This window comes from Pseudomonas sp. DWP3-1-3b3 (assembly GCF_049896305.1).
Classification (GTDB): Bacteria; Pseudomonadota; Gammaproteobacteria; order Pseudomonadales; family Pseudomonadaceae; genus Aquipseudomonas; species Aquipseudomonas azotoformans_A.
The window spans coordinates 491,405-518,030 of the sequence record NZ_JAFCUA010000004.1; the positions used below are offsets into that span (position 1 = coordinate 491,405).

Annotated in this window: 28 protein-coding genes; 20 read left to right on the forward strand and 8 right to left on the reverse strand. The window is 62.4% G+C overall.

The genetic code is table 11. The features are described from left to right. Window positions 1-206 precede the first annotated feature (206 nt). The 7 genes from ACP7BX_RS15680 to ACP7BX_RS15710 are packed head-to-tail and all read left to right on the forward strand — an operon-like array spanning window position 207 to window position 7,022. Entirely contained in the window at window positions 207-1,226 is a 1,020-nt protein-coding gene (locus ACP7BX_RS15680; protein ID WP_426160993.1) for a LacI family DNA-binding transcriptional regulator, read from the forward strand. Beyond that, complete coding sequence (locus tag ACP7BX_RS15685; protein WP_426160995.1) at window positions 1,210-2,214, forward strand: ABC transporter substrate-binding protein; 1,005 nt, start codon at window positions 1,210-1,212, stop codon at window positions 2,212-2,214. Before ACP7BX_RS15680 ends, ACP7BX_RS15685 begins: the two co-directional genes overlap by 17 nt. After that, a complete protein-coding gene (locus tag ACP7BX_RS15690; protein ID WP_233891077.1) occupies window positions 2,215-3,033 on the forward strand; it encodes an ABC transporter permease in 819 nt (272 codons plus the stop codon). Next, entirely contained in the window at window positions 3,030-3,824 is a 795-nt protein-coding gene (locus ACP7BX_RS15695) for an ABC transporter permease (RefSeq protein WP_038846943.1), read from the forward strand. The genes ACP7BX_RS15690 and ACP7BX_RS15695 overlap by 4 nt, the downstream gene beginning before the upstream one ends. Then, window positions 3,821-4,852: an ABC transporter ATP-binding protein gene (locus tag ACP7BX_RS15700; RefSeq protein ID WP_426160997.1), complete on the forward strand. Its 1,032-nt coding sequence runs from the start codon at window positions 3,821-3,823 to the stop codon at window positions 4,850-4,852. The genes ACP7BX_RS15695 and ACP7BX_RS15700 overlap by 4 nt, the downstream gene beginning before the upstream one ends. A gap of 9 nt (window positions 4,853-4,861) precedes the next feature. Further along, window positions 4,862-5,695: a phosphodiesterase gene (locus tag ACP7BX_RS15705; protein ID WP_426160998.1), complete on the forward strand. Its 834-nt coding sequence runs from the start codon at window positions 4,862-4,864 to the stop codon at window positions 5,693-5,695. Window positions 5,696-5,702: 7 nt separating this feature from the next. Further along, window positions 5,703-7,022, forward strand: a complete 1,320-nt coding sequence (locus ACP7BX_RS15710; protein WP_269130989.1) for an OprD family porin — start codon at window positions 5,703-5,705, stop codon at window positions 7,020-7,022. A gap of 240 nt (window positions 7,023-7,262) precedes the next feature. Here the strand turns inward: ACP7BX_RS15710 and ACP7BX_RS15715 are convergent, their stop codons facing one another. Further along, window positions 7,263-7,640, reverse strand: coding sequence for a GFA family protein (locus tag ACP7BX_RS15715; protein ID WP_426160927.1), 378 nt, complete (start codon window positions 7,638-7,640; stop codon window positions 7,263-7,265). A gap of 163 nt (window positions 7,641-7,803) precedes the next feature. On the opposite strand from ACP7BX_RS15715, the gene ACP7BX_RS15720 reads away from it, so the two are divergent. After that, on the forward strand, window positions 7,804-8,412 hold the full coding sequence (locus ACP7BX_RS15720) for a LysE family translocator (RefSeq protein WP_426160925.1): 609 nt from the start codon (window positions 7,804-7,806) through the stop codon (window positions 8,410-8,412). A gap of 86 nt (window positions 8,413-8,498) precedes the next feature. On the opposite strand, the gene ACP7BX_RS15725 is transcribed toward ACP7BX_RS15720, so the two are convergent. Beyond that, window positions 8,499-9,653, reverse strand: a complete 1,155-nt coding sequence (locus ACP7BX_RS15725) for a DUF1624 domain-containing protein (RefSeq protein ID WP_426160924.1) — start codon at window positions 9,651-9,653, stop codon at window positions 8,499-8,501. 129 nt (window positions 9,654-9,782) lie between these two features. On the opposite strand from ACP7BX_RS15725, the gene ACP7BX_RS15730 reads away from it, so the two are divergent. The 4 genes from ACP7BX_RS15730 (at window position 9,783) to ACP7BX_RS15745 (ending at window position 14,395) form a co-directional block, all read left to right on the forward strand. Beyond that, a complete protein-coding gene (locus ACP7BX_RS15730) occupies window positions 9,783-10,280 on the forward strand; it encodes a sigma-70 family RNA polymerase sigma factor (RefSeq protein WP_314528134.1) in 498 nt (165 codons plus the stop codon). Further along, window positions 10,277-11,230 carry a FecR domain-containing protein gene (locus ACP7BX_RS15735; protein WP_426160923.1) on the forward strand — a complete coding sequence of 318 codons (954 nt, stop codon included), beginning with the start codon at window positions 10,277-10,279 and terminating at the stop codon, window positions 11,228-11,230. Before ACP7BX_RS15730 ends, ACP7BX_RS15735 begins: the two co-directional genes overlap by 4 nt. Window positions 11,231-11,318: 88 nt before the next feature. Next, window positions 11,319-13,748, forward strand: a complete 2,430-nt coding sequence (locus ACP7BX_RS15740) for a TonB-dependent siderophore receptor (RefSeq protein WP_426160922.1) — start codon at window positions 11,319-11,321, stop codon at window positions 13,746-13,748. A 110-nt stretch (window positions 13,749-13,858) separates the two neighbouring features. After that, window positions 13,859-14,395, forward strand: a complete 537-nt coding sequence (locus ACP7BX_RS15745) for a DUF924 family protein (RefSeq protein WP_426160921.1) — start codon at window positions 13,859-13,861, stop codon at window positions 14,393-14,395. A gap of 3 nt (window positions 14,396-14,398) precedes the next feature. Here ACP7BX_RS15745 and ACP7BX_RS15750 read toward each other — a convergent pair whose 3' ends face one another. Next, window positions 14,399-15,094 carry a hypothetical protein gene (locus ACP7BX_RS15750; RefSeq protein ID WP_426161271.1) on the reverse strand — a complete coding sequence of 232 codons (696 nt, stop codon included), beginning with the start codon at window positions 15,092-15,094 and terminating at the stop codon, window positions 14,399-14,401. A 177-nt stretch (window positions 15,095-15,271) separates the two neighbouring features. Between ACP7BX_RS15750 and yfcF the strand changes: the two genes are divergently transcribed. From yfcF to ACP7BX_RS15770, 4 genes are all read left to right on the forward strand, one after another. Further along, the gene (gene yfcF, locus ACP7BX_RS15755; protein WP_426160919.1) at window positions 15,272-15,904 is read left to right on the forward strand and encodes a glutathione transferase; all 633 of its coding nucleotides are present in this window, start codon (window positions 15,272-15,274) and stop codon (window positions 15,902-15,904) included. 111 nt (window positions 15,905-16,015) lie between these two features. Beyond that, the gene (locus ACP7BX_RS15760) at window positions 16,016-16,747 is read left to right on the forward strand and encodes a GntR family transcriptional regulator (RefSeq protein WP_016977148.1); all 732 of its coding nucleotides are present in this window, start codon (window positions 16,016-16,018) and stop codon (window positions 16,745-16,747) included. A gap of 98 nt (window positions 16,748-16,845) precedes the next feature. After that, window positions 16,846-18,126 carry an MFS transporter gene (locus tag ACP7BX_RS15765; protein WP_269130980.1) on the forward strand — a complete coding sequence of 427 codons (1,281 nt, stop codon included), beginning with the start codon at window positions 16,846-16,848 and terminating at the stop codon, window positions 18,124-18,126. Window positions 18,127-18,154: 28 nt separating this feature from the next. After that, a complete protein-coding gene (locus ACP7BX_RS15770) occupies window positions 18,155-18,988 on the forward strand; it encodes an amidohydrolase family protein (RefSeq protein ID WP_426161270.1) in 834 nt (277 codons plus the stop codon). Here the strand turns inward: ACP7BX_RS15770 and ACP7BX_RS15775 are convergent. Continuing rightward, window positions 18,965-19,228, reverse strand: coding sequence for a hypothetical protein (locus ACP7BX_RS15775; RefSeq protein WP_061448853.1), 264 nt, complete (start codon window positions 19,226-19,228; stop codon window positions 18,965-18,967). The genes ACP7BX_RS15770 and ACP7BX_RS15775 overlap by 24 nt on opposite strands. 131 nt (window positions 19,229-19,359) lie before the next feature. Between ACP7BX_RS15775 and ACP7BX_RS15780 the strand changes: the two genes are divergently transcribed. Together ACP7BX_RS15780 and ACP7BX_RS15785 are read left to right on the forward strand one after the other, a co-directional pair. Further along, window positions 19,360-20,004 carry an ATPase gene (locus tag ACP7BX_RS15780; protein ID WP_426161135.1) on the forward strand — a complete coding sequence of 215 codons (645 nt, stop codon included), beginning with the start codon at window positions 19,360-19,362 and terminating at the stop codon, window positions 20,002-20,004. 34 nt (window positions 20,005-20,038) lie between these two features. Next, window positions 20,039-20,380, forward strand: coding sequence for a hypothetical protein (locus ACP7BX_RS15785; RefSeq protein ID WP_033896691.1), 342 nt, complete (start codon window positions 20,039-20,041; stop codon window positions 20,378-20,380). Window positions 20,381-20,393: 13 nt separating this feature from the next. Here the strand turns inward: ACP7BX_RS15785 and ACP7BX_RS15790 are convergent, their stop codons facing one another. Both ACP7BX_RS15790 and ACP7BX_RS15795 read right to left on the reverse strand, forming a co-directional pair. Next, on the reverse strand, window positions 20,394-21,140 hold the full coding sequence (locus ACP7BX_RS15790) for a creatininase family protein (RefSeq protein ID WP_426161134.1): 747 nt from the start codon (window positions 21,138-21,140) through the stop codon (window positions 20,394-20,396). A 28-nt stretch (window positions 21,141-21,168) separates the two neighbouring features. Then, window positions 21,169-21,882 carry a murein L,D-transpeptidase catalytic domain family protein gene (locus ACP7BX_RS15795; protein ID WP_016977141.1) on the reverse strand — a complete coding sequence of 238 codons (714 nt, stop codon included), beginning with the start codon at window positions 21,880-21,882 and terminating at the stop codon, window positions 21,169-21,171. Window positions 21,883-21,921: 39 nt separating this feature from the next. On the opposite strand from ACP7BX_RS15795, the gene ACP7BX_RS15800 reads away from it, so the two are divergent. Together ACP7BX_RS15800 and dapF are read left to right on the forward strand one after the other, a co-directional pair. Continuing rightward, window positions 21,922-23,517, forward strand: a complete 1,596-nt coding sequence (locus ACP7BX_RS15800; protein WP_426161133.1) for a L,D-transpeptidase family protein — start codon at window positions 21,922-21,924, stop codon at window positions 23,515-23,517. A gap of 285 nt (window positions 23,518-23,802) precedes the next feature. After that, window positions 23,803-24,606 (forward strand): diaminopimelate epimerase, encoded by an 804-nt coding sequence (gene dapF / locus ACP7BX_RS15805; protein WP_426160859.1) that lies wholly within the window; start codon window positions 23,803-23,805, stop codon window positions 24,604-24,606. On the opposite strand, the gene ACP7BX_RS15810 is transcribed toward dapF, so the two are convergent. Both ACP7BX_RS15810 and ACP7BX_RS15815 read right to left on the reverse strand, forming a co-directional pair. Then, window positions 24,594-25,736 (reverse strand): PAS domain-containing sensor histidine kinase, encoded by a 1,143-nt coding sequence (locus ACP7BX_RS15810; RefSeq protein WP_426160860.1) that lies wholly within the window; start codon window positions 25,734-25,736, stop codon window positions 24,594-24,596. The two genes, dapF and ACP7BX_RS15810, sit on opposite strands and share 13 nt — an antisense overlap. Next, window positions 25,726-26,541 (reverse strand): alpha/beta fold hydrolase, encoded by an 816-nt coding sequence (locus ACP7BX_RS15815; RefSeq protein WP_426160861.1) that lies wholly within the window; start codon window positions 26,539-26,541, stop codon window positions 25,726-25,728. Before ACP7BX_RS15815 ends, ACP7BX_RS15810 begins: the two co-directional genes overlap by 11 nt. Window positions 26,542-26,626: the final 85 nt, after the last annotated feature.

Consider the following 26,626-nt stretch of genomic DNA (forward strand, 5'->3'; position numbering starts at 1 on the left):
CGCACTTGGATCGAATCGAAAGGTTAGTGGGCGGATTTTGCTGCCCTTGGTTTCAATGATACCCGCTGAGTATGACCATCTATGGGCATACGCCGGATCAATGGGTAGCAAGCCAGGTGCCATCAAACTGTCATCTCCTTACCGCCGAACTGCCACATTCCCCCGCTACTGTCCTCGCCAATGAGATCGATCTCAAGCGAGTGACAATGACTGACCTGAAAGACGTAGCCCGGCTGGCGGGCGTATCCCGCGCCACCGCCGCCCGCACTTTTGCTTCCCCCGACCAGGTGCGCCCGACCACCCGTGAGCAGGTGTTCGCCGCCGCCCGTGAGTTGGGTTTTCGCCCCAATCTGCTGGGCCGCCAGCTGCGCCTGCAAACCACCCAGTTGATCGGCGTGGTGGTGCCCAACCTGCTCAACCCGGTGTTTGCCGAACAGTTCCAGGCCATGGAGCGCGCCGCTCGGGCGCGGGGCTACAGCCTGTTGCTGGCGACCACCGACTACAGCAGCGAGCGCGAATGCATCGTGGTGGAAGAACTGTTGCGCCAGCGTGTCGATGGCCTGGTGCTGACGGTCACCGATGCCGAGAGCAACAGCGTGCTCAGCAGCTTGAACACCGAGCAAACCCCGTTCGTGCTGGCTTATCACCAACCGAGCAATCCCAACTACAGCGCCGTGTCGGTGGACAACCGCGCGGGCATGGCGCTGGCCACACGTTACCTGCTGGAAGCCGGGCACCGACGCATCGGCATGGTCGCCGGCCCTGCGTTGCAGTCCGACCGTGCCCGCCTGCGCTACGCCGGTTATTGCGACGCCATGCGCGAATACAGCCTGGAACCCCGCGCGGTGATCGAAATGCCGGCCCACACCCAGGCCGAATTCGCCGCCATCGAGCCTTTTTTGCGAGGCGCCGAAGCCCCGACTGCACTGGTGTGCTCCAACGACTTCCTGGCGATCAGCCTGATCGCCGAACTGCGCCGCAACGCCTGGAACGTGCCCGAACAACTGTCGGTGATGGGCTTCGACGGCATCAGCCTCGGCACCCAGATGCACCCGACCCTGTGCAGCGTGGTGCAGCCCATCGCCTTGCTGGCCAGCACCGTGATTGACCAACTGCTGGCGCAGATCGCCGGCAACGCCCCGACGTCCCATTGCCTGCCTTGCCATATCCGGCCGGGCGACAGTACTCAACCCCACGAGGAAACCCTTGATGCGCGCACTCAGTAAAACCCTGGCAGCCGTGCTGCTGTGCGGTGCGGCCAGCCTGGCCCAGGCCGCCGAAACCGCGATCTGCTACAACTGCCCGCCGGACTGGGCCGACTGGGGCACCCAGCTCAAGGCCATCGCCGCCAGCACCGGCGTGCAAGTACCGCTGGACAACAAGAACTCCGGCCAGTCGCTGGCGCAGTTGGTGGCGGAAAAAGCCGCGCCGGTGGCCGACGTCGTGTACTACGGCGTGACTTTCGGCCTGCAGGCACAAAAAGCCGAGGTGGTCGACACCTATAAACCCAAGGCCTGGGAGCAGGTTCCCGCTGGCTTGAAAGATCCGGCCGGCCATTGGTTCGCGATCCACTCCGGCACCTTGGGCATCATGGTCAATGTTGATGCGCTGGGTGGTTTGCCGGTGCCGCAAAGCTGGTCGGACCTGCTCAAGCCGGAATACAAAGGCATGGTCGGTTACCTCGACCCGTCCAGTGCTTTCGTCGGCTACGTCTCGGCCGTGGCGATCAACCGTGCCCTGGGTGGCGACCTGGACAACTTCGCACCGGCCATCGACTACTTCCAGAAGTTGGCGAAGAACGCGCCCATCGTGCCCAAGCAAACCGCCTATGCGCGGGTGCTGTCCGGTGAGTTGCCGATCCTGGTGGACTACGACTTCAACGCCTACCGCGCGCGCTACAAAGATAAGGCCAACGTCGCCTTCGTGATCCCGAAGGAAGGCAGCATCAGCGTGCCCTACGTGATGAGCCTGGTGGCCAACGCACCGCACCGCGCCAATGCGCAAAAGGTCCTCGACTTCGTGCTGTCGGACGAAGGCCAGGCACTCTGGGCCAAGGCCTACCTGCGCCCAGTGCGCCCAATGAAAATGCCGGCTGACGTGGCCGCGCAGTTCCTGCCGGACAGCGACTACGCCCGCGCCGGGGTAGTGGACTACGAAAAAATGGCCGCAGTGCAGGAAGCCTTCGCCGCCCGTTACCTGAACGAGGTCAAGTAAGTGGCAGCATCGGCAAGACATGCCGCCTGGGCACTGGCCCCGGCCTTTGCGGTGCTGCTCGCCTTTTGGCTGCTGCCGCTGGCGCACTTGATGGTGCTCGGCGCCGAGAGTCGCGACAGCAATGGTAGCGGTTACTGGCAGGTGCTCAGCAGCGCGCAGTACTTGGGCAGCCTTGGGCAAACGCTGATCCTGGCCGTGGTGGTGACGCTGGTGGCGCTGGTGATCGGCGGCATCAGCGGTGTGTTCCTCGCCCGACACCAGTTTTTCGGGCGCTCGGCGCTGGTGGCGTTGCTCACCTTTCCGTTGGCCTTTCCCGGTGTGGTGGTGGGCTTCCTGGTGATTCTGCTGGCCGGTCGTCAAGGCCTGCTGGCCTCACTGGGCCTGCAACTGGCTGGCGAGCGCTGGATCTTTGCCTACTCGCTGGCGGGGCTGTTCGTGGGCTACCTGTACTTCTCGATTCCACGGGTGATCCTCACGGTGATGGCGGCCTGCGAGAGCCTTGATCGCAGCCTGGAAGAAGCCGCGCATTCCCTGGGCGCCGGGCATTGGCGCGTGGTGTGCGACGTGATCGTGCCGGGCCTGGCGCCCGCATTGGCGTCCTGCGGGGCGATCTGTTTTGCCACGTCCATGGGCGCCTTCGGCACGGCGTTTACCTTGGGCACGCGCCTGAATGTCACCCCGGTGGCGATCTACAACGTATTCACCAACTACGCCAACTTTGCCGTCGCCGCTGCGCTGTCGGTGGTGCTGGGCGGGGTGACCTGGGCGGTGTTGCTGCTGACGCGGCGCCTGGTGAAAAACGCGGGGACTGTGCTGTGAAACGCTCATCGCTGTTTGTGCTGCAACTGCTGTTTACCCTGCTGGTGTGCGCCTTCATGTTGGTGCCGGTGGTGATGTCGTTGTTGGCGGGTTTGACCCGCAACTTCTTCGTCGGTCTGTCCAGCGGCTTGACCTTCGATTGGTTGGTCCAGGTGTGGCAGGCCTATTCGCCCACTGTGTGGTTGTCGTTGCAATTGGCGCTGGCCTGCGCGGTGTGTGTCTGCGTGATCGGCGTGCCGGCGGCCTACGCCCTGGTGCGGATGAACAACCGCTTCAGCCGCGCCTTCGAAGAGCTGATGGTGCTGCCCGTGGCAATGCCGGGGTTGGCCAGTGCATTGGCCTTGCTGCTCACCTACGGCCAGTTCGGCAGCTTTCGCAGCAGTTGGCTGTTCATCCTGGTCGGGCATGTGCTGTTCACCTTGCCGTTTTTGGTACGCCCGGTGATGGCGGTGATGCAACGCCAGCAACTGCCGGTGCTGGAAGAGGCGGCGGCCAGTTTGGGCGCCGGTCCGATCAAGCGCTTTTTCAGTGTGGTGGTGCCCAACTGCCGCGCGGGAATCCTGGCCGGCGTGCTGATGGTGGTGACCTTGTCCCTGGGTGAATTCAACCTGACCTGGATGCTCCACACGCCCATGACCAAGACGCTGCCCGTGGGCCTGGCCGACAGCTACGCCTCGGCGCGCCTGGAGATCGCCAGCGCCTACACCCTTATCTTTTTGCTGATGATCGTGCCGCTGCTGATTGCGTTGCAGGCCATCAGTGCCCGTTTGTCCCGTGGAGAGCGTCGATGACCGCTATCACTATCCGCCTGCAAGGCTGTCGCAAGGCGTTCGCCGACGGCACCGTGGCCGTGCATGACTTGAACCTGACCGTCGAGGGCGGCGAAACCCTGGCGATTCTCGGCCCGTCCGGTTGTGGCAAGACCACCACCTTGCGCCTGATCGCCGGCCTGGAGCGCCCGGATGTGGGCCAGGTGTTGTTCGGTGACCAGGACGTGACGCGCCTGCCCATCGAGCGTCGCGACGTGGGCATGGTATTCCAGAACTACGCGCTGTTTCCCAACCTGGATGTGGCGGGAAATATCGTCTACGGCTTGAAGATTCGCGGGATGTCGGTGCCTGAGCGCAACAAACGTTGCGACGAGTTGCTGGAGCTGGTGGGTTTGCAGCATCACGGCAAGCGCAGCATCCACGAACTCTCCGGCGGCCAGCGCCAGCGCGTGGCATTGGCCCGTGCCTTGGCGCCGCGTCCGAAAGTGCTGTTGCTGGACGAACCCCTGGCGGCCCTCGACGCGCAATTGCGCGAGCGCCTGCGCAGCGAACTGAATGACCTGCTGCGCGGCCTTGGCATCACCTCGGTGTTCGTCACCCACGATCAGGGCGAAGCCATGGCCCTGGGCGACCGCATCCTGGTCATGGAGCACGGCCGTGTCGCGCAACTGGCCAGCCCGCGTGACATCTACCAGAAACCCGCCAACGCCTTCGTCGCGGGCTTCGTCGGCAACCTCAATGCCTTCGAGGTAATCGAGCCCTCGGCCCATGGCTTGAAAGTCTGCGGCGGCGAGTTGCCGTGGCAGGCCGCCGAGCGGCCCAGCACGGTCTATTGCCGCCCGGAACACCTGAAGGTGATGGAGGGAGAAGGGCACCTGCACGGCCATCTGCTGGCGCAGTTTTTCCAGGGCGCACAAAGCCGCTTGCTGGTGGATGTGGGCGGCCCGCAACCGCTGCTGGTCGACAGCAGCGACAACCAGCTGTACGCCGTCGGCGCGCCGATCGCCCTGGCGATTGCGCCGCACATGTTGTTCACCCTGAATGCTTGAGAATCTACTGTGAATCGTCCGTTTCTTGTCGCGCAGATCAGCGACCTGCACCTTAAAGCCGGCCAGCGTCTTACTTACGGCGTTGTCGATACCCTGGGTGCGCTGCGCCGCGCCGTGGATCACCTCAACGCCAGCCACCCACGCCCGGATATTGTGGTGATCAGCGGTGACCTGGTGGACTTTGGCCGCGCCGATGAATACGCCGTGCTGCACCCCGAACTCGCCCGTCTGCACATGCCGTGCTACCTGGTGCCCGGCAACCACGACGCGCGCGGGCCGCTGCTGGAGGCGTTCCGGGATCACGCGTATTTGCCTGTGTGCGCAGAGGGCCCGTTGGACTGGGTGGTGGACGAGCATCCGCTGCGCCTGATCGGCCTCGACTCCACCATCCCCGGCGGTCACGGCGGCCAGTTGCTCGACAGCCAATTGCACTGGCTCGATGCGCAATTGTCCCTGCGCCCGGATGCGCCGACCTTACTGATTTTGCATCACCCGCCGTTCATCAGCGGCATCGGCCATATGGACCGCGAGCCCTTCATCAATGCGGCGGCGCTGGAGCAGGTCGTCGCCCGTCATCCGCAAGTCGAGCGCCTGCTGTGCGGGCATTTGCACCGGCCGATGCAGCGCCGTTTCGGCGGCAGCCTGAGTTGTGTGTGCCCCGGCACCTCGCACCAGATCGTACTGGACCTACAAGAAGCGGCGCCCGCGCATTTCAACCTGGAGCCGGCGGGCTATCTGTTGCATCGCTGGGAGGCGCAACAGGGTTTGATCAGCCACAACGGCGTATTCGGGGAGTACCCGGGGCCGTATCCGTTTTATGACGCTCATGGGTTAATTGACTGAGGTTGTGATGAAAGCCACTTTGAATATGTTAAGCGTGTTGACCGGCGGCCTGGGCGTTGCCCTGAGCCCTTTGGCGTCGGCTGATTTCTTGAGCGACAGTAAAGCCAACTTGAGTATGCGCAACTTCTACTTCAACAACGACAACCGTGACGGCGCCGCTGCACCGTCGAAGACCGAAGAGTGGGGCCAGGCGTTTATCCTCAACTATCAATCGGGCTTCACCGACGGCACGGTCGGTTTTGGTCTCGACGCCATCGGCATGCTCGGCATCACCCTGGACAGCGGCGCCGGCCGCCACGTGGGCAGCTCGATGATCCCCAACGACGACGGCAAGGCCACCGACAACTGGGCCCGTGGCGGCGCCACGGCCAAGGCGCGTTTTGCCAAGAGCGAACTGCGCTACGGCTACCTGCGGCCGAACCTGCCGATCCTGGTGAGCAACGACGGCCGCCTGTTGCCGCAGTCGTTCGAAGGTGGGCAAATCACCAGCAAGGACATCGACAACCTGACCCTGATCGGCGGCCAACTGCAACACACCACCGGCCGTGGCTCCAGCGACCGCAGCGGCCTGGCGGCGGCGGGCGGCACCCAGGAAAGCAACAAATTCAACTACGCCGGTGCCGATTACCAGGTGACCAAGGACCTGATGGTCCAGTACTACTACGCCAACCTCGAAGACTATTATCAACAGCACTTCGCCGGGCTGATCCACGTATTGCCGCTGGGCGACTACGGCTCGTTGAAAACCGACCTGCGCTACTTCAAGACCACCTCCGACGGCAAGAACAGCAGCGCCTCTGGCCGTGCTGAAGGTTACAAACTCGGCGGCTATACCAAGAACGGCACCGGCGAAATCGACAACAACACCTGGAGCGCGGCGTTCATCTACTCCCTGGGCCCGCACGCGATCACCGCCGGCTACCAACAAGTCTCGGACGACAGCAACTTCGCCCAGCTCAACCAGGGCGGTTTGGTGAACAAAGGGGAGGGAGGTTCCAGCCTGTACCTCTACACCGACCGTACCGTGCAAACCTTCATCCAGGCCGGCGAGCGCACGGCCTTTGCGCAATACGCCTACGACTTCGCGTCACTCGGCGTGCCGGGGTTGAAGGCCTCGGTGATGTACTTGAAGGGCGACCACATCCTCACCGCCAGCGGCAACGACGCTAGCGAGTGGGAGCGTGATATCTCGCTGGATTACGTGGTGCAAAGCGGCACGTTCAAGAACGTCGGGTTCGGCTGGCGCAACGGCGTGTCGCGCAGTGAAGTGGCGCGGGACCAGGATCAGAATCGGGTGTTTGTGAACTACTCGATTCCGTTGATGTAACGACCTTTCTAACACTGCAAAACCCAATGTGGGAGCCGTCGAGCCCCACATTGGTTCTCTTGTGGCGAGCGGGCTTGTCCCGCGTTGGGCTGCGAAGCAGCCCCAGAACCAGCGGCCGAAGAAGGCCTGACTCACCGCATGCCTCCTTCTAGGGTCGCTTCGCAACCCAACGCGGGACAAGCCCGCTCGCCACAGGGTACTTATCGCCAGTTCTACCTAAAGACCTTGAAAGGCTGGGATCTATCCACGAAGCCAGGGTGCCTTGGACTCAATGCAACTGTGCGCCTGGTTCTGTACCTTGAACGGCGTATCGAGCGTGCCCAGCGCAATCGAAATCCACTCTGGATACTTTCCTTTAGCGTCGCTCCAGAACAGCGATGAACCGCATTCCGAGCAGAATTGACGGGTGATACCTGGCGAAGATTCATAGCTTTTCAGCGTGTCACGCACAGCCTGGATCGTCACGTCTGATCGGCGCGCGCTGGCATACGTCGCGAACGCCGCCCCATGCCCTTTCTGGCATTTTTTGCAGTGGCAGTGGGTGACGGCCTTGAGCGGTGTCGAAACGTGATAAGTGATTGCGCCGCAGAGGCAACTGCCTTGGGTGAATACATCCATGTCTGGTTTTGTCCTGAAGGGTCCGGCAAACACTATACCTGTGGCGAGGGAGCTTGCTCCCGCTGGGATGCGCAGCATCCCCATCCAGCCCAACCACAAACGTACAAGAATCCCCCCAACCCTCTCAGTAGACTCGCCGCACTTCCTCTACTGCAGGTCTTCCATGGACATCTTCCTCTACGCCTTCAGCGTCATGTACAGCCCCGGCCCCGTGAACTTCATGGGCCTCAACGCCGGGCTCACCGGCCAGTTCCGGCGCTCCACCGGGTTTTTCATCGGCGTAGGCTGCGCGATGCTGGTGTTGTTCGTGCTGTTCGGCTACACCGGCGAGGCGATCATTTCCCAGGCGGCGTTGCCCTATATCTCGTTGATTGGCGGCGTGTACACCTTGTACCTGGCTTATCAGGTGTTCACCGCGCGCACGGTGGTCGATGAAAAAGTCTCTACCGCACCGGCCAAGACGCTCACGTTCTGGAACGGCCTGGTGATCCAGTTGCTCAACCCCAAGGGCATCATGGCGGTGCTGCCGATCACCAGCGTCATGCTGCCGGCGGCGCATATCACCGGGGTGTCGATTGCGCTGGTGTCGGCGTTGCTGGCCTTTGGCGCGTTTGGTGCGCCGTGGATCTATGCGTTGCTTGGTGCACTGCTGGGGCGGCGGATCAACGGGACGTCGGCGTTTACCGTGTTCAACCGCTGCATGGGCCTGGCGCTGGCGGTGTGTGCGTATTTCATGTTTCACGCGTTCTATGTGCATCTGGTCGCCACGTGAGTGGATGTTGTCACCCCGGTTTTATGCAGAGACCGAGGTGATGCAATCGCAGGCAAGCCAGCTCCCACAGAAAAGCTATCCGGTTTCTACAGGTACTTGAGCCAGGCCAGGTCGCGGCGTCGCGTCTTGAGCCCGGCAAACCAACGTACCGGCAGATACAGCGCCAGCGGCAGCAGCAACGCCACCAGCCAAATGGCACCCATGCCGTCGACGCCGAAGTAGTTGCCGTGATTCAGGCCAAACAGTGCCACACACGCGACGTAGAGGATTTTCAGCACGTACAGGTGCAGCAGGTAGAAGAACATCGGCGCTGCACCGAAGGTGGCGAGCAGGCCGATCCAACGCTTGCTTCCCGCCTTCTCAAACGCCAGCAACAGCAGCAAGCCGATCCCCAGTGTCAGTGCCAGAAACAACAACGAAGGCGGGTACTTGGTGATGTTGAAAAAGCTCATCAGGGTCTGCACGCCACTGTCATAGGCTTGCCAGGGTTTTTCGCCATACCCGTTGGCTGCTCGCAACACCACGAACCCTATCAATGCACTCATACCGCCGAGCAACAGATAACGCTGACGCAGCGCCGGCGACATGCCTTTGGCAAACCACGGGCCGAGGCTGTAGCCCAGGGCAATCACACCGATCCACGGCAGCACCGGATAAGTGATGCGCAGGCGCAGCGAGTCGCCCACTTCGATCCAACTGCGCTCATGCAGGATTGCCCACGGAATGTGCAGTGCCGAACCGGCGTCGGAGTGCAGCCCGTCCAGCAGGTTGTGCCCGGCAATGATCACCACTGCCAACACGATCAGCAGCGGACGCGGCAACCACACCAGTGCCGCAAGGGCGATCATGCTCACGCCAATCGCCCAGATCACTTGCATATAGATCACGCTGGGCGGCAGCTGAAAGGTCCAGGCGAAGTTGACCAGGGTGAACTCCAGCACCACCAGGAACAGCCCACGTTTGAACAGGAACGCCGACACATCGCGCCGGCCCTGGTATTTCTGGCCGTACAGCCACGCCGACAAGCCCGTGAGCAACACAAACACTGGCGCACACAGGTGGGCGAGGGTGCGGCTGAAAAACAGCGCGGGCTCGGTGCTGTCGATAGTCATCGGATCGCTGACCTGACGGTGCAGCAGGAAGGTTTCGCGCACATGGTCCAGCAACATGAACAGGATCACCAGGCCGCGCAGGGCGTCGATGGACAGCAGGCGTTGGCGCAGGGGAACAGCGTCGGTCATGGGCGAGGATCACAGGGCAGGGCGAAAATGGGTTGTTATCCTATAACATTAATTAACGCGTTGCCGCGATTCGTTGCCCAGATTAGAATGCGATCAATTCTTAATTACTACCGGGTTCGGGTGATCGGCATGTCGTCTTCGCTCCATCTGCCTGTCCAGGCGTTGTACTGCGAACATCATGGTTGGCTGTACCGCTGGCTCGACCGCAAGCTGGGCAATGCCAACGATGCGGCCGACCTGGCCCACGACACCTTCATGCGCCTGCTCACCCGCCAATACAGTGCCGGTTTCGGCAGCGAGCCACGCGCGTTGCTCACCCATATTGCCAAGGGCCTGATGATCGACAGCTGGCGTCGCCAGGAAGTCGAGCGCGCCTACCTGGAAACCATCGCGCACCTGCCCGAGCAGGCAGTGCCGTCGCCGGAAACCCGCTGGCTGATCCTCGAGGCGTTGTACCGCATCGAAGCCATGTTGCGGGATTTGCCGGAAAAGACCCGCCAGGCCTTCCTGATGTCACAGCTCGACGGCTTGACCTATCAGCAGATCGCCGACGAATTGAAGGTGTCGCTGGTCTCGGTCAAACGCTACATGCGCGATGCGTTCCTTGCGTGCCTGAGCGTGGCATGAACCCGTCTATCGACCCGCTGATCCTCGGTGAAGCCGCCGACTGGATGGTGCAGTTGCAGTCCGGCAGCGCCACCGACGAAGACCGTCGCGCCATCGCCCAATGGCAAGGTCGCAGCGCCCAGCACGCCCAGGCCTGGCAACGGGCGCAGGCGATTCTGGGAGATTTCAACAGTGTGCCGGCAGCGATTGCGGGCGACACCCTCAAGCGTATCGGCCGCAAAAAATCCCTCGGCCGCCGCCAGGCGCTTGGCCTGTTGCTGCTGGCGGGCCCTGCGACCTGGCTGGCCTACCGGCAAAAGCCGTGGCAACCGTGGACCGCCGACCAGCACACCGCCGTTGGCGAGCAACGCAACCTCACTTTGCCGGATGGCACGCGCCTGCTGATCAACACAGCCAGCTCATTGAATATCGCGTTCACCGACCAGCTGCGGTGTCTCGAGTTGCTGCAGGGTGAAGTGATGATCACCACCGCCAAGGACCCCGCGCCGACCCATCGTCCGTTTGTGGTGCAGACCCGCCACGGCACCGCCCGCGCCCTGGGCACGCATTTCAGCGTGCGGGTGGACGAGCAGAGCAGCCGCGTGGCGGTGCTCGACGGTGCGGTGGAAATGCTGCCGCAACATGCCAGTCGTGGGCTGATCCTCAGGGCTGGCGAGCAGAGCGCGTTCGGCAGTGACAGCGTGGCCGCGGTGCAGGCGCTGGAGGCCGGCGCCACCACCTGGGAAAGCGGCATGCTGCTGGCCCAGCAGATGCGCCTGGCGGACTTGCTCGATGAACTGGGACGCTACCGCCACGGCGTGTTGCGCTGCCACGACAGCGTCGCCGGGCTGAGCGTGTCCGGGGCGTTCCCCCTGCGGGACACCGACGCCAGCCTGCGTTTGTTGCAGGAAACCCTGCCGGTCAAGGTCAGCAGCTTGACCGGCTACTGGGTGACGATCGAACCGCGCTGAATTTTTTCCCGTTTCGCTGATACCTTTTCAGTTGTCGCCCGGTGTAGGGGAGAACCCTCAACTCTGCACCGCGTCGACAGGAACCCTCATGACCTTCACCCCGCACCCGATCCGCCCCTTGAAGGCCTTGAGCCTGGCTGTCGCCCTGGCTGCCATCGCGCCGCTGCACAGCGCCGTGGCAGCCGACGCCCCGACGAGCAGCGCGACACGCAGCTACCACCTTGCGCCGGGGCCGTTGGGCAATGTGTTGGCGCAATTCGCGGCGTTGTCCGGGGTGCCGTTGTCATTTGATTCCACGCTGCTCAACGACCAGCAAAGCGCCGGTTTGCAGGGCAGCTTCACCGCGCAGGTGGGCTTCATGCAACTGCTGCAAGGCAGCGGCTACGCACTGCAAAGCACCGGCGCCAATGGCTACACCCTGGCGCCTGAAGCAACGGGCGATGCAGTGCAACTGGGCGCGACCACCATCAGCGGCGAGAGCGGGGCGCAGGCGGATACCTATGGCGGTGGCCAGGTCGCCCGATCGGCGCGCCTGGGGGTGTTGGGCAATCGCTCGATCAATGACGTGCCGTTCAGCGTGGTCAGTTACACCGCCAAGACCATCGCCGACCAACAGGCGCGTACTGTCGGGGATGTGCTGCTCAATGATGCGTCGGTGCGCCAGTCGGCGGGCTTCGGCAATTTTTCCCAGGTGTTTACCATTCGCGGCCTGCCGCTGAACACCGATGACATTGCCTTCAACGGTCTGTACGGCGTGCTGCCGCGACAGATCATCACCACCGAAGCCCTGGAGCGGGTCGAGTTGTTCAAAGGCCCCAACGCCTTCGTCAACGGTGTATCGCCAGCCGGCAGCGGCATTGGCGGCAGCGTCAACCTGGTGCCCAAGCGCGCCGAAGATGTGCCAACCCGTAGCGTCAGCCTCGACACCACTACCGATGGCCAGAGCGGCGGCCACCTCGACCTGGGCCAGCGGTTCGGTGAAGACAACCGCTTCGGCGCGCGGGTCAACCTGGCCAAGCATGGCGGCGACACGGCCATCGAGGATGAATTCAAAAGCTCGCAACTGGTGGCCGTCGCCCTGGATTACCGGGGCGATCGCCTGCGCGTGTCCACCGACTTCGGCTACCAGAAAGAGCGCATCAACAGCGGTCGCTCGGTGGTCTATCCCAACGGCACACAGGTGCCGAAGGCGCCATCGGCCAAGCACAACTATGCCCAGGACTGGAGCTGGTCGGAGCTGGAAGACACCTATGGCATGTTCAATGCCGAATACGATTTGAATGACAGCTGGACCGCCTATGTCGGTGGCGGGGCCAAGCACACGCGGGAGAACGGGCAGTATTCGTCGCTGTACGTGGGCAACGATGGCAGTGGCCGTGTGGGCTTTTTGTACTCGCCTCACGACGAGGACAACAAGAGCGCCATGGCCGGCTTGAACGGGCGTTTCAACACCGGCCCGGTGAGCCATCAGGTGAACTTCGGTTTGTCCGGCATCTGGGGTGAGCAGCGTTCGGCGTTTGAAGCGATCTTGCAAGCCAACCGCCGTCCGGGCAACCTCTATAACCCGACCCAGATCCCACGTCCGTCCGTTACTTACTTCGGCAGCGACATCCACGACCCGCGCATCGTCGGCAAGAACCGCATCAAAAGTGCGGCAGTGTCCGACACCCTGGGCTTTATCGATGATCGTGTGCTGCTGACCCTGGGCGTGCGGCGCCAGACCATTGAGGTAGACGCGTGGAACACCACCACGGGCGTGCGCAACGCCAACTATGCCGAGAGCATCACCACGCCGGTGTATGGCCTGGTGGTCAAGCCGTGGGAGCACGTGTCGTTCTACGCCAACCGCATCGAAGGCTTGGCCCAAGGGCCGACCGCGCCGTTGACCAACGTCACCAACCCCGGCGAGGTCTTTGCGCCTAACCGCAGCAAGCAGACCGAAGCCGGGGTCAAGCTGGATTGGGACGGTTTTGGCGCGACCTTGGGTGTCTACCGAATCGAGCAGCCCAGCAGCGCCACCAACACCAACCCGAATGGCACCAATACCTTCAGCGTCGATGGCGAGCAGATCAACAAAGGCGTAGAGCTGAACGTGTTCGGAGAGCCGGTTGACGGCCTGCGCCTGCTGGCCGGTGCGACCTGGATGAACACCGAACTGAAGAACACCTCCAACGGCCTCAACGACGGTAACCGCGCGGCTGGCGTGCCACGTTTCCAGTACAACGTCGGCGCCGACTGGGATGTTCCCGGCCTCCAGGGCGCCGCCGTCAACGCGCGGATGCTGCGCACCGGTGGCGAGTACGTCAACGCGGCCAATACCCTGAGCATCCCCGCCTGGACCCGTGTCGACCTCGGCGCTCGTTATGGTTTCAAGGCCGATGACAAGTACATCACGCTGCGCGCTAACGTCGAAAACGTGGCGAACAAGGCGTACTGGGCGTCGGCGTCGACGGCCAACAACTACCTGACCCAGGGTGAGCCGCGCACGGTCAAACTCTCTGCAACGGTGGACTTCTAACCGACGACGCCGATCAAATGTGGGAGCGAGCAAGCCCGCTCCCACATTGATCTTCGCCCCACCGAGGATTCTGATACTGTCAGTAAAATTGCTTGTGCAGGCCGCTTATCATGACTACCCCTCAATCCGTCCTCGACTTCTGGAAACACGCTGGCCCCAAACACTGGTTCGCCAAGGATGACGCCTTCGACGCCACCTTCCGCGACACTTTCCACACCGCCCACCTGCAAGCCGCCCGGCGCGAACTGGAACATTGGCTGGATTCGGCGCAAGGAGCCCTGGCGCTGCTGATCCTGCTTGACCAATACCCGCGCAACGCCTTTCGCGGCACTGCCCACATGTTCGCCACCGACCCATTGGCGCGCCTGTATGCGAGGCGCATGGTCGATGCCGGATTGGATCAGCAGGTCGAGCCGGCATTGCGCGCGTTCTGCTACCTACCGTTCGAACATTCTGAAGACTCGGCGGATCAGCAGCGCTCACTGGTCCTGAACCAGCAGTTGGACGCCAACACTTACCGTTGGGCCAAGGAGCACGCGCGCATCATTGAGCAGTTCGGGCGCTTTCCCCACCGAAACGAGGTGTTGGCCAGGGCTACCACCGACGCCGAGCGTAGGTTTCTGGACGCGGGCGGGTTCTCTGGCTAGCGGCTATTGAGCGTCCCGGTCGATTTCCAGGCGTTTGCGCGCGTTGGGGCAGCCGTTGGTTGCCAGCGCTTTCTCAAGGTATTCAATACGCAACGGCCGGGCGGTTCTGCGATTGGTTCGGCTGGCGAGCACTTTATAGAGTTCGGCGCGGTAATCGTTTTCGCTGCCTGATTGCAGCTCGACGCCCTTGGGCGGCGCGCCGCAGGTCAACCAGACGGCGGGCTGCGGGTAGTAAGGTGCAAAGTCGTCCATTTTAGCCAGGGCGTTTTGCAGCGCCGGCATGTACTTGGGGCCCATCACATAGTCCAGGCAAGTGTTGTCGACGTAAAGTGCGGCCGGGGCAAAGCCGTGCTCCAGGCTTGAGATTGCCAGTTGGCACATCTCTTGTTCTATGCCGGGCACCAAATAGATCTGATACAGGAGCATCAGGCGGTATTCGGCAACGGGATGTCCTGCCTGCGCTGATTCGCTCAAGCGTTGTTGGATGAGCGCCAGGTTCGCTTTCTTCTCGTCCACATCGGCAGGTGTTTTCTTGGCCAGTACTGAGCGCATCAGGTCGGCGTACTCAGCGTCGCTTTTCTTTAACAGGGCGGCGGCTTGCTGATACTGCGCTTCACCGGGCAGTGCGGGGAGATCACTGGCCGACGCCACGTAGGAAACACAGGAGAACGACAAAAACACGGCGAAGGGAAAGCGCAAGACGAACATCCTTTTTCAGTGCTACGCAGGTGCGCGCTGGGTGGAAAGTCTACCTTGGCAGGCGTTGCCGTTACAGCGGGTGCGGCTATTCCCACCAGGAATGCCCCCATAAAAACAGCGCATTGTCTTTCTCGCCGCACATCTCGTAGCGTGGTGTTCCACTCACGGAGAATCGTTATGAGCCAGCGTCCGTTGCGCCTGTATGTTGATCATTTGTATACCAGTCCCTACGCGATGTCGGTGTTCGTTACCCTGCGGGAAAAAGGCCTGGTGTTCGACACCTTGACTCTGGACCTGGATGCTGCACAGAACCAGGCCGCCGACTTCGCCCAACTGTCCCTGACCCAGCGCGTGCCAACGCTGGTGGAAGCAGATTTTGCGCTGTCGGAGTCTTCGGCAATCACGGAGTACCTGGAAGAGGCTTACCCCGAGACGCCGGTCTATCCGACCGATCCCCGGCAGCGGGCGAGGGCGCGGCAGGTGCAGGCGTGGTTGCGCAGTGACTTGCTGCCGATCCGCCAGGAGCGTTCGACGATGGTGGTGTTCTACGGGCAGAAGATGCCGCCCTTGTCCCCCGTGGCCGAAGCGGCGGCGCGCAAGCTGATCAGCGCGGCCCAGGCGCTGTTGGCGGGTAACCGGGCGTATCTGTTCAGCGAGTGGTCGATTGCGGATGTGGACCTGGCGGTGATGCTCAATCGCCTGATCCTCAACGGCGACAGCGTGCCCGCCGAGTTGGTGGAATACGCGCAGCGCCAGTGGCAGCGCCCGTTCGTGCAGGCTTGGGTGCAACAGCAACGCCCAGTGCTGTAACCGACCATTCATCCTCTAGGCGTGGTGACGCGCTTGACAGCCGTCACCCAGCGGACAAATACTCTCGCCATATTCATATATATGACTAAATAACAAAGTGAATGTGGCCCCATGAATACCTTGTCCAGTGACGCCCGTCTGCCGCTTTACCAACGCCTGCGCGACCACTTGGTCGAGCAGATCGCCAACAATCGCTGGCGCCCCGGTGAAGCCATTCCCACCGAAGCGGTGCTGTCCGCCGAGTACGAACTGTCCACCGGCACGGTGCGCAAGGCCGTCGATGCGTTGGTGAGCGAAGGCATTCTTGAGCGCCAGCAGGGCCGGGGCACCTTTGTGCGCCGCCCGCAATTCCAGTCCTCCCTGTTTCGCTTCTTCCGGTTTCAAGGTCCTGCGGGCGAGCGCCAGGTGCCGGAGAGCCGCATCCTCACGGTTGAATCCCTGGCCGCGCCGTCGGCGGTCAGTGAGGCGTTGGGCCTGGCGCCCGAGGCCCAGGTGATCCGCATCCTGCGTACCCGTTTGTTTGATGTGCAGCCGCTGCTGGCCGAAGAGATCTGGCTGCCGCGCACGCGCTTCCAGGCGTTGCTGGATATTGATTTGTCCCAGCAAGGCCCGTTGCTGTATCCGGTGTATGAAGACGTCTGCGGGCAAGTGGTGGCCTCGGCCGAGGAGACCCTGACCGCCGAATCGGTCAACGAGGTGTACGCGCGCTTGCTGCAGGTGCCGGTCAACAGCCCGGTGGTGGTGATCGAGCGCCTGGCCCGCGATTACGCCGGCCAACCCCTGGAGTGGCGACGCTCCCGTGGGCACGCCGAGCACTTCCGCTACCGCGTGGACATTCGCTGACCCGACACCCGCACCTTTAACTGTTTGCCCAACACTGGCCCGGCTGCGGCACGGTTCGCGCCCGGCTGCCTCGCGTTTGACCTATAAGGATAAAAATCATGTTCAGTTGGTATCGCCAAGTCACTCCTCGGGAGCGCAAAACGTTCTGGGCCTGCTTCGGCGGATGGTCCCTCGACGCACTGGAAGTACAGATGTTCGGCCTGGCGATCCCGGCACTGATCGCCGCCTTCGCCTTGACCAAGGGCGATGCAGGTTTGATCAGCGCTGTCACGCTGGTGACCTCGGCCATCGGCGGTTGGGTCGGCGGCACCTTGTCCGACCGCTATGGCCGGGTGCGTACCTTGCAGTGGATGATTCTGTGGTTCTCGTTCTTCACCTTTTTGTCGGCGTTTGTCACGGGCTTCCACCAGTTGTTGATCGTCAAGGCGCTGCAAGGCTTTGGCATTGGCGGTGAGTGGGCGGCGGGCGCGGTGTTGATGGCCGAGACCATCAACCCGAAGTATCGCGGCAAGGTGATGGGCACCGTGCAGAGCGCCTGGGCCGTGGGCTGGGGCGTCGCGGTCGGAGTGTTTGCGCTGATCTATTCGTTTGTGCCGCAGGACATGGCCTGGCGCGTGATGTTTGTAGTGGGCCTGCTGCCGTCGTTCCTGATTATCTGGGTGCGCCGCAATGTTGAAGAGCCCGACAGCTTCCAGCGCCTGCAAAAAGAACAGGCGATTCCACAGAGCTTCTTCAAGTCGCTGGCGGGCATCTTTCGTCCTGAGCTGATTCGCGTCACGCTGTTCGGCGGTCTGTTGGGCCTGGGGGCCCACGGCGGTTACCACGCGGTGATGACGTGGCTGCCAACCTTCCTCAAGACCGAGCGCAACCTGTCGGTACTCAACTCCGGCGGCTACCTGGCGGTGATCATCTTTGCCTTCTGGTGCGGCTGCATCGCCAGTGGTCTGCTGATTGATCGCATCGGCCGACGCAAGAATATCGTGCTGTTCGCGCTGTGCTGCGTGATCACCGTGCAGGCTTATGTGTTCCTGCCGTTGACCAATACGCAGATGCTGTTCCTCGGCTTCCCGCTGGGCTTTTTCGCGGCCGGCATTCCGGCCAGCCTCGGGGCGTTGTTCAACGAGCTGTACCCGGCGGATGTGCGCGGTGCCGGCGTGGGCTTTTGCTACAACTTCGGGCGCGTCTTGTCCGCAGTGTTTCCGTTCCTGGTGGGGCATATGAGCGACTCCATGTCCCTCGGCTCGGCCATCGGCATCGATGCCGGGATTGCCTACGGCGTCGCGGTGATCGCCGCATTGTGCCTGCCGGAAACCCGTGGCCGCGTGCTGGAAGCAGCGCCCGCCGATAACGTGGTGACCGGCCAGCGCGCCCAGGCTTGACCCTTTTTACTCTTGAAAGACGAACCCCATGCTCGATAACTGCTCCATCACCGGCATCGACGCCCACGCCCATGTGTTCAGCCGCACGCTGACCTTGGCTGGCGAACGTCGCTACACCCCTGGCTACGACGCCACGCTGGCGGATTACCTCGGGCACTTGCACGCCAACGGCTTGAGCCATGGCGTGCTGGTGCAGCCCAGCTTCCTGGGCACTGACAATCGCTACCTGCTGTCCGCCTTGCAGCAGGCACCCGATCGGTTGCGCGGCGTGGTGGTGGTTGAACGCGATATCCCGCGCGACGCCTTGCACGCCATGGCCCGCTCAGGTGTCGTGGGTGTGCGGCTGAACCTGGTGGGCCGGGCGCTGCCGGACTTTGCCGAGTCGGGCTGGAAGGCGTTCTTCGAGCACATCGTCGAACTGGGCTGGCATGTGGAATTGCACCGCGAGCTGGACGACCTGCCGCAGTTAGTGCGGCAACTGCTGCCGTTCGGGGTGAAATTGGTGATCGATCATTTCGGGCGACCCGACGCACGATTGAGCGTCGAGCAGCGCGGCTTTACCGAGTTGCTGGCGCTTGGGCTCGGCGGCCAGCTGTGGCTGAAAGTCTCGGGTATCTATCGCCTGGCCGGCAGCCCGGCGCAGAACCTTGAGTTTGCCCACCAAGCCATGCCGTTGCTGCAACAGAGCTTTGGCCTGCATCGGTTGGTGTGGGGCAGTGACTGGCCGCACACCCAGCATGAAGCGTCTATCGGCTATGGCGCAGTGATTGAGCAACGCCAAGCCCTGGGCTGGTCGGCAGCAGTCGCGCTGGCTTTGTTGATCGACACGCCACGCCAGTTATTCGGCTTCCACCACGCGTAGCCAATCCTCCTCCACACGGCGGTCGAGGTCTTCCCAGTCCGCCATGCCGAGCACCCGTGTGGTGTTCAAACCCCGCAGGTAACCGCGCAGTTGCTGGGCGCTGGCGCTGATTTGATCGGCGTCGGCTGCCTCGTCCTGCAGCACGTGTTCATAGTCGACCAGGTAATCGGCGACCCGCTCGCGAAACTCCGGTAGTACGGCTTCGCGGATGCGGTCGAAGGTTTTCTGGTGGGGCTTCATGGCGTGGTCCTTATAAGTTTTATGTCAGCACTATCGGTTCAGATAATAGTCACCATCAAGGATCGCAAGTTCTGTTTTTGCGGGAAAAGCGGAAAATCACGCCATCGAGACGCTGTTCAAGGAAATGCGCGATGAGGACTTTTATTCAACTGGCGTTGATGGCTTTGATGCTTGGCATGGTTGCCATCAACAACGCGGCAATTGCCGATGATCTGCCCATGAGCCATTTGCTACCGATCAACGGTAGCGTAGACTCCCTGCAGCACGCGCAGTCGGTGGGTGTATTGCTGAGTGACAACACCCGCGACAACCTCAGCTACCTTGAACGCTACCACGACATGGCCTTGAATGGCGCCAAGGATGCCCTCGATGGGCGTATCCGTCAGGCGTTCGTCAACAGTTCCGACCCGGAACTGGCCATCGATTGGTTGATGAACTCGCTGCAAGGCACGTTTTTGTCGGTGACGGTCTACGACAACCTGGATGCCTTGGTGCAGGCTCACCCCGATGTGGTGGTGATGCTCGATACCCATAACCAACTGTTGACCCAGCGCAACGACCAGGTCGAGGCGCGTTTTATTGCGCGGTTCTATGATGCGAACCTGCAATACATCGCCAAGGCCGAAGGCTCGGTACACAAGCAGGTGCCGTCAGTGTGGGTACATGACAAGGCAGCGCCGGAAATTGCCGCGCAGATCGAGCAGCAGCGCGATGTGCAACTGGATGCCTTGAAGCAGTTCGATGCGTCGCTCAAAGCGCTGGTCCGTGCCGGTTGATGTGAACCTTTATTTTTATAATCAGGAATTTTTCATGCGCGCTTTTTTCGCCCCGGCCTTGGCCTTTGCTTCCCTGTTGCTGGCCGGTTGTGTGTCCGCCCCCAACGCTCCCACCCTGACCTTGCAGACCAGCAAAACGCCTGAAGCCTATGTGCAGTGTGTGCTGCCCAAGCTGGAAAAACACAAGATCACCTCCACCGTGACGCAGAACTCGCGCCACGCCAAAGTGGTGTTGACCAGCAAGATTGCCGCCGATGATGTGCTGGAAGCCTACAAGTCCCAGGACGGCGGCAAAGTGTTCCTGTATGAGCGCAAGCCGCTGGCGTCGACGATTACGCCGTCTCGGCTTGAGCTGGCTGCCAAGGAATGCCAATAATTTTGCGTATGGCCTAGGGCTTGGCTTCGTTGCTGAAGGCATTCACCGTCTTGACCAACCCCAGCGCCGCCAACGCCACCAACTCCCCACCTTTTTCTACCGTCGCCAGCGCCGGGTCCGAGCCCATGCGCCCATCCGGGAAGCGCGCGCGGAAGTCCAGCGCTTCACGGATCGGCCCGGTGTTGGCGATCTGCGGCGAATAGTCGGCCTTCTTGATCGAGTCCGGATAGGCCCACTGCGTCACCGCAATCTCCGACGGCGTGGCATGGCTGCCATGGCCCACCGGGAATTGGCGCTGCGCCAGGTCGTTCACCCCTTCCAGGTCCCACCAGTTCACCAGTTTCAAGGCAAACCCGGCCGGGCGGCGGGCGAAGCTGGCTTCGGCGTACAGCTCGGAAAACGCCGCTTCGATGGTGGCGATATTGCCGCCATGGCCGTTCAGAAACAGGATTTTCTCGAAACCATGCCCGGCCAGCGAGCGCACCCAATCGCCAATCGCGGCGATAAAGGTGGAAGGGCGCAGGGAAATGGTGCCGGGAAAGCCCAGGTGATGCTGGGCCATGCCGATGTTGAAGGTGGGGCCGATCAGCAGGTCGGCGTTCTTCTGCGCTTCATGGGCGATGATTTCCGGGCACATCCAGTCGGTGCCCAGCAGGCCGGTAGGGCCGTGCTGTTCGTTGGAACCGATGGGAATCACCACCGTGCGGCTGCGTTCCAGAAACTGCCCGATCTCGATCCAGGTGGATTTGTGTAGAAGCATGCGAGGTTCTCTTATCTATGGGGACAGGCTATCCGCCACGGATTGTACGACTACTCGCCACCTGTTGGGGTTTGCAATTGAGGTAGGTCGAAGACTTCAACCAGCGCTGGTCGGGGTACCACGAAAACATGAACTGGCCATCCTTGAGCTTGTCCACCACCTGGCGCGCCACCTGCGGGCGCACGGCTGGGCAACCCTGGCTGCGGCCGATACGGCCTTCGCGCTTGCTCCACAAGGGGCTCACGTAGTCGGCGGCGTGGATGACGATGGCGCGGTCGCGGGCCTGGTCATTGAAACCCGGCTCCAGGCCGTCCATGCGCAGTGAGTAGCCGTGAGTGCCGAGGTAGCTTTCCTGGGTGCGAAACAAGCCCAGGCTGGACTGGTGGCTGCCTTCCAGGTTGGAGAACTGGGTGGCGAAGTTTTCCCCGGATTTGGCGCCGTGGGCGACCAGGTCGCGTAGTACCAGGGTCTTCTTGCGCAGATCGAAGATCCACAGCCGACGGGCGGTCGAAGGCTGGGAGTAGTCAATAACCGCTAGGCGCTCGGAACGTTCCTCGCCGTTATTGACCGCGCACTGCACCGCGTTCAGGGCGCTTTTGAGTACGGTGGGATTGAGTTCTGGAGCCGAGCGCGCCAGGCTGCTATACAAGTTAGGAGAGGTCTGATTGGCGGCGAGCGCAAAATTGCTCAAGGTAGCCAACGCCACGGTCATCAAACCGAGGCGGCGCATGAAAGTCAGCATCTACGAAGTGTCCCCCGGTGTGGATTGGAGCCTGGTCAATTGTTCAAAAAACACGCATGTTACTTGAGCATTTGCCTGCTCGTTGCACCATTGGTCGCGACAGCCGACGTGCTGCCGGTCGAGCCGTTGCCGGTGACCACCCCGGCGCCGGTCGATCTGGCGCCCGTGCAACAGGCGTTGGCGCAACTGCCGAGTGTCTGCCCCGGCCTGGCGCCGCAGCTCGACCCCGCTGCGCAACTGCGCCTGCAAGCCTTCTACCAGCAGCAAGGTAATGTGCCGCTGTGGTCCGCCGATGAGCGCCGAAAAGCCCTGCAATCTCAGTTGCTGATGCTCGCCGATGACGGCCTGGACCCCACCCACTATAGCTTGCCTTTGGCGGATGCCACGGCCAACGTGCTGTGCAGCGATATAGCCACCAGCCAGCGTTACCTGCAAGCCTTGCAGGATCTGCATTACGGCCGACTGCAACAGTCACGTTTCGAACCCTTGTGGCATTCGCAACCGCCTACGCGCGACCCCAATGTCGAGGTGCTGGCGTTTGCCGCCACAGGTCTGCAAGACATGCCCCAGGCATTCGACCAGGCGCGGCCCAGTGCCGATTTGTATCGCAGCCTGCGCAACGCCTATTCCACCGTGCGCCAGCAGCCGTTGCCGCATTGGGATCCGGTCGCCAGCGGTCCGCTGCTGCGCCCCGGCATGGAAGACCCTCGCGTGCCGGAGCTGGCGCGGCGCCTGGTCAGTGGTGGCTACCTCGTCAACGCGCCCAGCGGCAAGCAGTACCGCGATGAACTGGTCAAGGCGGTCAAGGCCTTCCAGCTCAGCCACTCGTTGCAGGCCGATGGCGTGATCGGCGCCGGCACCGTGGCCGAATTGAACATCAGCCCGTTGGTGCGCCGCGAACAACTGCGTATCAACCTTGAACGCTTCCGATGGCTGGCCCAGGACCTGGAGCCAGAAGGCGTGCTGGTGAATGTCGCCGCCGCGCAACTGAGCGTTTACCAGAGCGGCATCCCCGTGTGGCAAACCCGCCTGCAAGTCGGCCGCGCCGAACGCCAGACGCCGTTGCTCAAATCGCGCATCACCCGGCTGACCCTCAACCCCACCTGGACCATCCCGCCCACCATCATGCGCGAGGACAAACTCCCGGCCATCCGCCTCAACCCCGAATACCTGCGCCAGCAGAACCTGCAAGTGCTCGACGCCGAAGGTCACCCGCTGGCGCCCGAGCAAATCGACTGGGCTCGGCCTGGCAATATCCTGCTGCGCCAGGAAGCCGGGCCGCGCAACCCGCTGGGCAAAATCGTGATGCGCTTTCCCAACCCCTACTCGGTGTACCTGCACGACACGCCGAGCCAGCCGCTGTTCACCAAAGGGCCGCGAGCGTTCAGCTCGGGGTGTGTGCGGGTCGAGCAACCGTTGTTGCTGCGGGATTTGCTGGTGAGCCCGGCCGAACGTACTCGCACCGATGAGCTGCTGGCCACCGGCGTGACCCATGAATTCCGGCTGGCCACGCCGGTGCCGGTGTTGTTGAGTTACTGGACGGTGGAGGTCAATCGCGAGGGCGGGTTGGTGTATGCCCCGGATATCTATGGGCGGGACCTGGTGTTGATGAAGGCGATGGGGAGTGTGCTCTGAAGCGTGCTTCTGTAGTGAGCGGGCTTGCCCCGCGCTGGGCTGCGAAGCAGCCCTAAAATCGTGCCATGTGGTCTCACAGAAAAAGCGCGGCGGTCTTCTTGGGGCGGCTTCGCCACCCAGCGCGGGGCAAGCCCGCTCACTACAGAGAGACCTAGTTCGCCATCGCGGTGAGGTCCGTTAAAGTCACCGCCACCACCGCAGACAATTAGCATGGGTGGCTCTCGATAAGGTTGGGCCGGTTCAGGGTATCCTTCAGTTCCTCACCGGTCGACCACAGGACAGCCCATGCCCCTGCCGTTTGTGAAAATGCACGCCCATGGCGATGACTTCATCATCATCGACCGCCGTGGCCTGGACGATCCGATCACCGCGAAAATCGCCCGCCAGCTTGGCAACCGCCACACCGGCATCGGCTTCAACCAACTGGCTGTGCTGCTCGATTGTGATGACGCCGCGGCGCGCATCAAGTTCTGGAACCCCAACGGCACGCCGCTGGCCACCTGCGGCAGCGCCACCCGTGGCGTGGCTGATCGCTTGATGCATGAAGCCGGCACGGACTCGGTGGTGCTGCGTACCGATCGGGGCTTGCTGAACTGTGTGCGGGCAGCCGGGCGGCAGGTGTCGGTGAACATGGGCGAGCCGTCGCTGGACTGGTCCGCCGTGCCGTTGGCCGAGGCCATGGACACCCGCACCTTGCCCATCGATGGCAACCCGGCGGCGTGCAGCATGGGCAACCCGCATTGCACCTTTTTTGTAGACGACATCGCGGCTGTCGACGTGGCGGCCTTAGGCCCGGCGCTGGAAATTCACCCGTTGTTCCCGGCCAAGACCAATGTGCATTTCGTGCAGGTGCTGGATCGTAGCCACATCCGCCTGCGCATCTGGGAACGCGGCGGTGGCGTGCCGTTGGGCTCCGGTTCGTGCTGTTGTGGCGCGGTGGTCAATGGCATTCGTCGTGGGCTGCTGGACGATACTGTCGAAGTGCTCTGCGACGGCGGCACGGTAACCGTGCAGTGGGCAGGCGAGGGCGGCGTGGTGCTGACGGGCAGCGTCGAGCCGGTGATGCAGGGCAGCGCCTACCTGGGCTGAAAGCTGACGCTAAACGTAGTGCCGCCCGTGACACAGGAGCTCACCGCCACATCGCCGCCATGCACCCTGGCCAACTCGCGCACGATATACAGGCCGAGGCCCACGCTGCGCACGTCACTGCCTTGGTCGGTGCCACGGGTCATGGGTTCGAACAGTTCGGCGAGCAAGGCTTCGGGGATGACTTTGCCGTGGTTGTGTACAGAGACCTCGCAGCGATCCTGCCCCAATCGCGACTTGACGGTGATCGGCCGTTGCAGGTCGCCATACGCCACACTGTTGGCCACCAGGTTGCCAATGATCTGCTGCACGCGGTCGGCGTCCAGGCAAGCCTCGCCACTGCCCTCGGCGAGATGCGCCAACGTTGCGGTGGGAAACGCCACGCGCAGTTCATCCACGGCCCGATGAATCACCTCATGCAGGTCCAACGGCGCCGCCTTGATGGTAATGCCCTGGCCAACGCGCGCCTGGGTGAAGTCCAGCAGGTCGGCGATCATGCGCTGGGCACGCTCGGACGACTGGCCAATGTGCCCGAGCAGTTGGCGTTCCTTGGCAGTGCGTTCGCCACGGTTGAGAAAATCCGAGGCCATGCGAATGGCTGTAAGCGGGTTCTTCAAGTCGTGGCTGACAATCGCCACCATCTGCTCGGCAAACAGCGCCCGGCGCTGGGCGATGGCATAGGCCTCGCTCAATTCGGCCTGGGCCAGTTTGAGCGCGAGTTCAGTGGCGGTCTTTTCCTGCAACAGTGCTTCGGCAAAGTTGCGTGCATTGAGCAACTCGCGCTCGTACTTGTCGCGGTCGGTGGTGCCGAACAGCGCCAGGTCGTAGACCGTACCGTGGTCCTGCTCGCGCTTGATGCCGTTGAGCAGCACGGTCAGCTTGTGGCCGTCACGGTGCAGCATGTCGAGTTTCACTTCGGTGACGCTGCCGCGCAGGCGCAGCATCGGCGCCAGGTGGGTCTGGTGGAAGATCCGTCCGCCCATGGTCAGCAAATCCTGGAAACGCTTGCCGCACAGCTCCGTGATGCTGAACCCCAGCCACTCGCTGAAGCGCGTATTGGCTTGCAGGATCGTGCCGTCCTGCGCCGTGACGGCGAGGGCGCAGGCGGCGCTGTCGAACAACTCAGACGGCATGGGCGGCCGTCCACGGCGCCAGGAAGCTTTCCATGGCCGCCGCGCACGCTTGCGGCGCGCTCATGTGCGGGCAATGGCCGACGTTGTCCACCAGGCAATAGGTGCTGTTGGGTAGCACGCTGTGCAGGTATTCGCCCACGGTCACGGGGGCGATAAGGTCGTCGCTCGATTGCAGGATCAGCACCGGAGTGGCCAGGCCGATCACGTCCTGGCGGTTGTCCGACATGAACGTCACCCGCGCAAATTGCTTGGCGATCTCAGGTTCGGTGCGGCAGAAACTGTCGGTCAATTCCTCGCTCAACGCCGGTTGCCCAGGCGCACCCATGATCACCGGGGCCATGGCGCTGGACCAGCCGAGGTAGTTGCTGTCGAGGGTGTCGAGCAGGTCCTGGATATCCGCCAGTTTGAAGCCGCCGACATAGCCGTCGGCGTCGATATAGCGCGGCGAGGGGCCGATCATGACGTGGGCGGCAATGCGGCCGGGGGCCTGGCGGTCGGCGAGGGTGCCGATCATGGCGCTCACTGAATGGCTCACCAGGATCACCGGGCCTACCGCGAAGGCGTCGATGATCTCGTTCAAATCACGGGCGTAGCCGTCCAGGGCACTGTATTTGGCCTTGTCGAACGCACTGAGGTCCGACAGACCGGCGCCCACCAAGTCATACATCACCACGCGGAAACGTTCGGAAAATTGCGGTGCCAGGTAGTTCCACATGGCCTGATTGCAGCCAAAACCGTGGGAAAACACCAGGGTCGAGCGGCCGTTGCCCATCACACTGACATTGTTACGGTGGCGTAGGTCCATGGGCTTCCCGTTATGGCGTTTTGCTATGCGTGCAGGGAGTTTAGATAGTCAACGGCGCGGGGTCACGCGATATAGCGCGGATAAG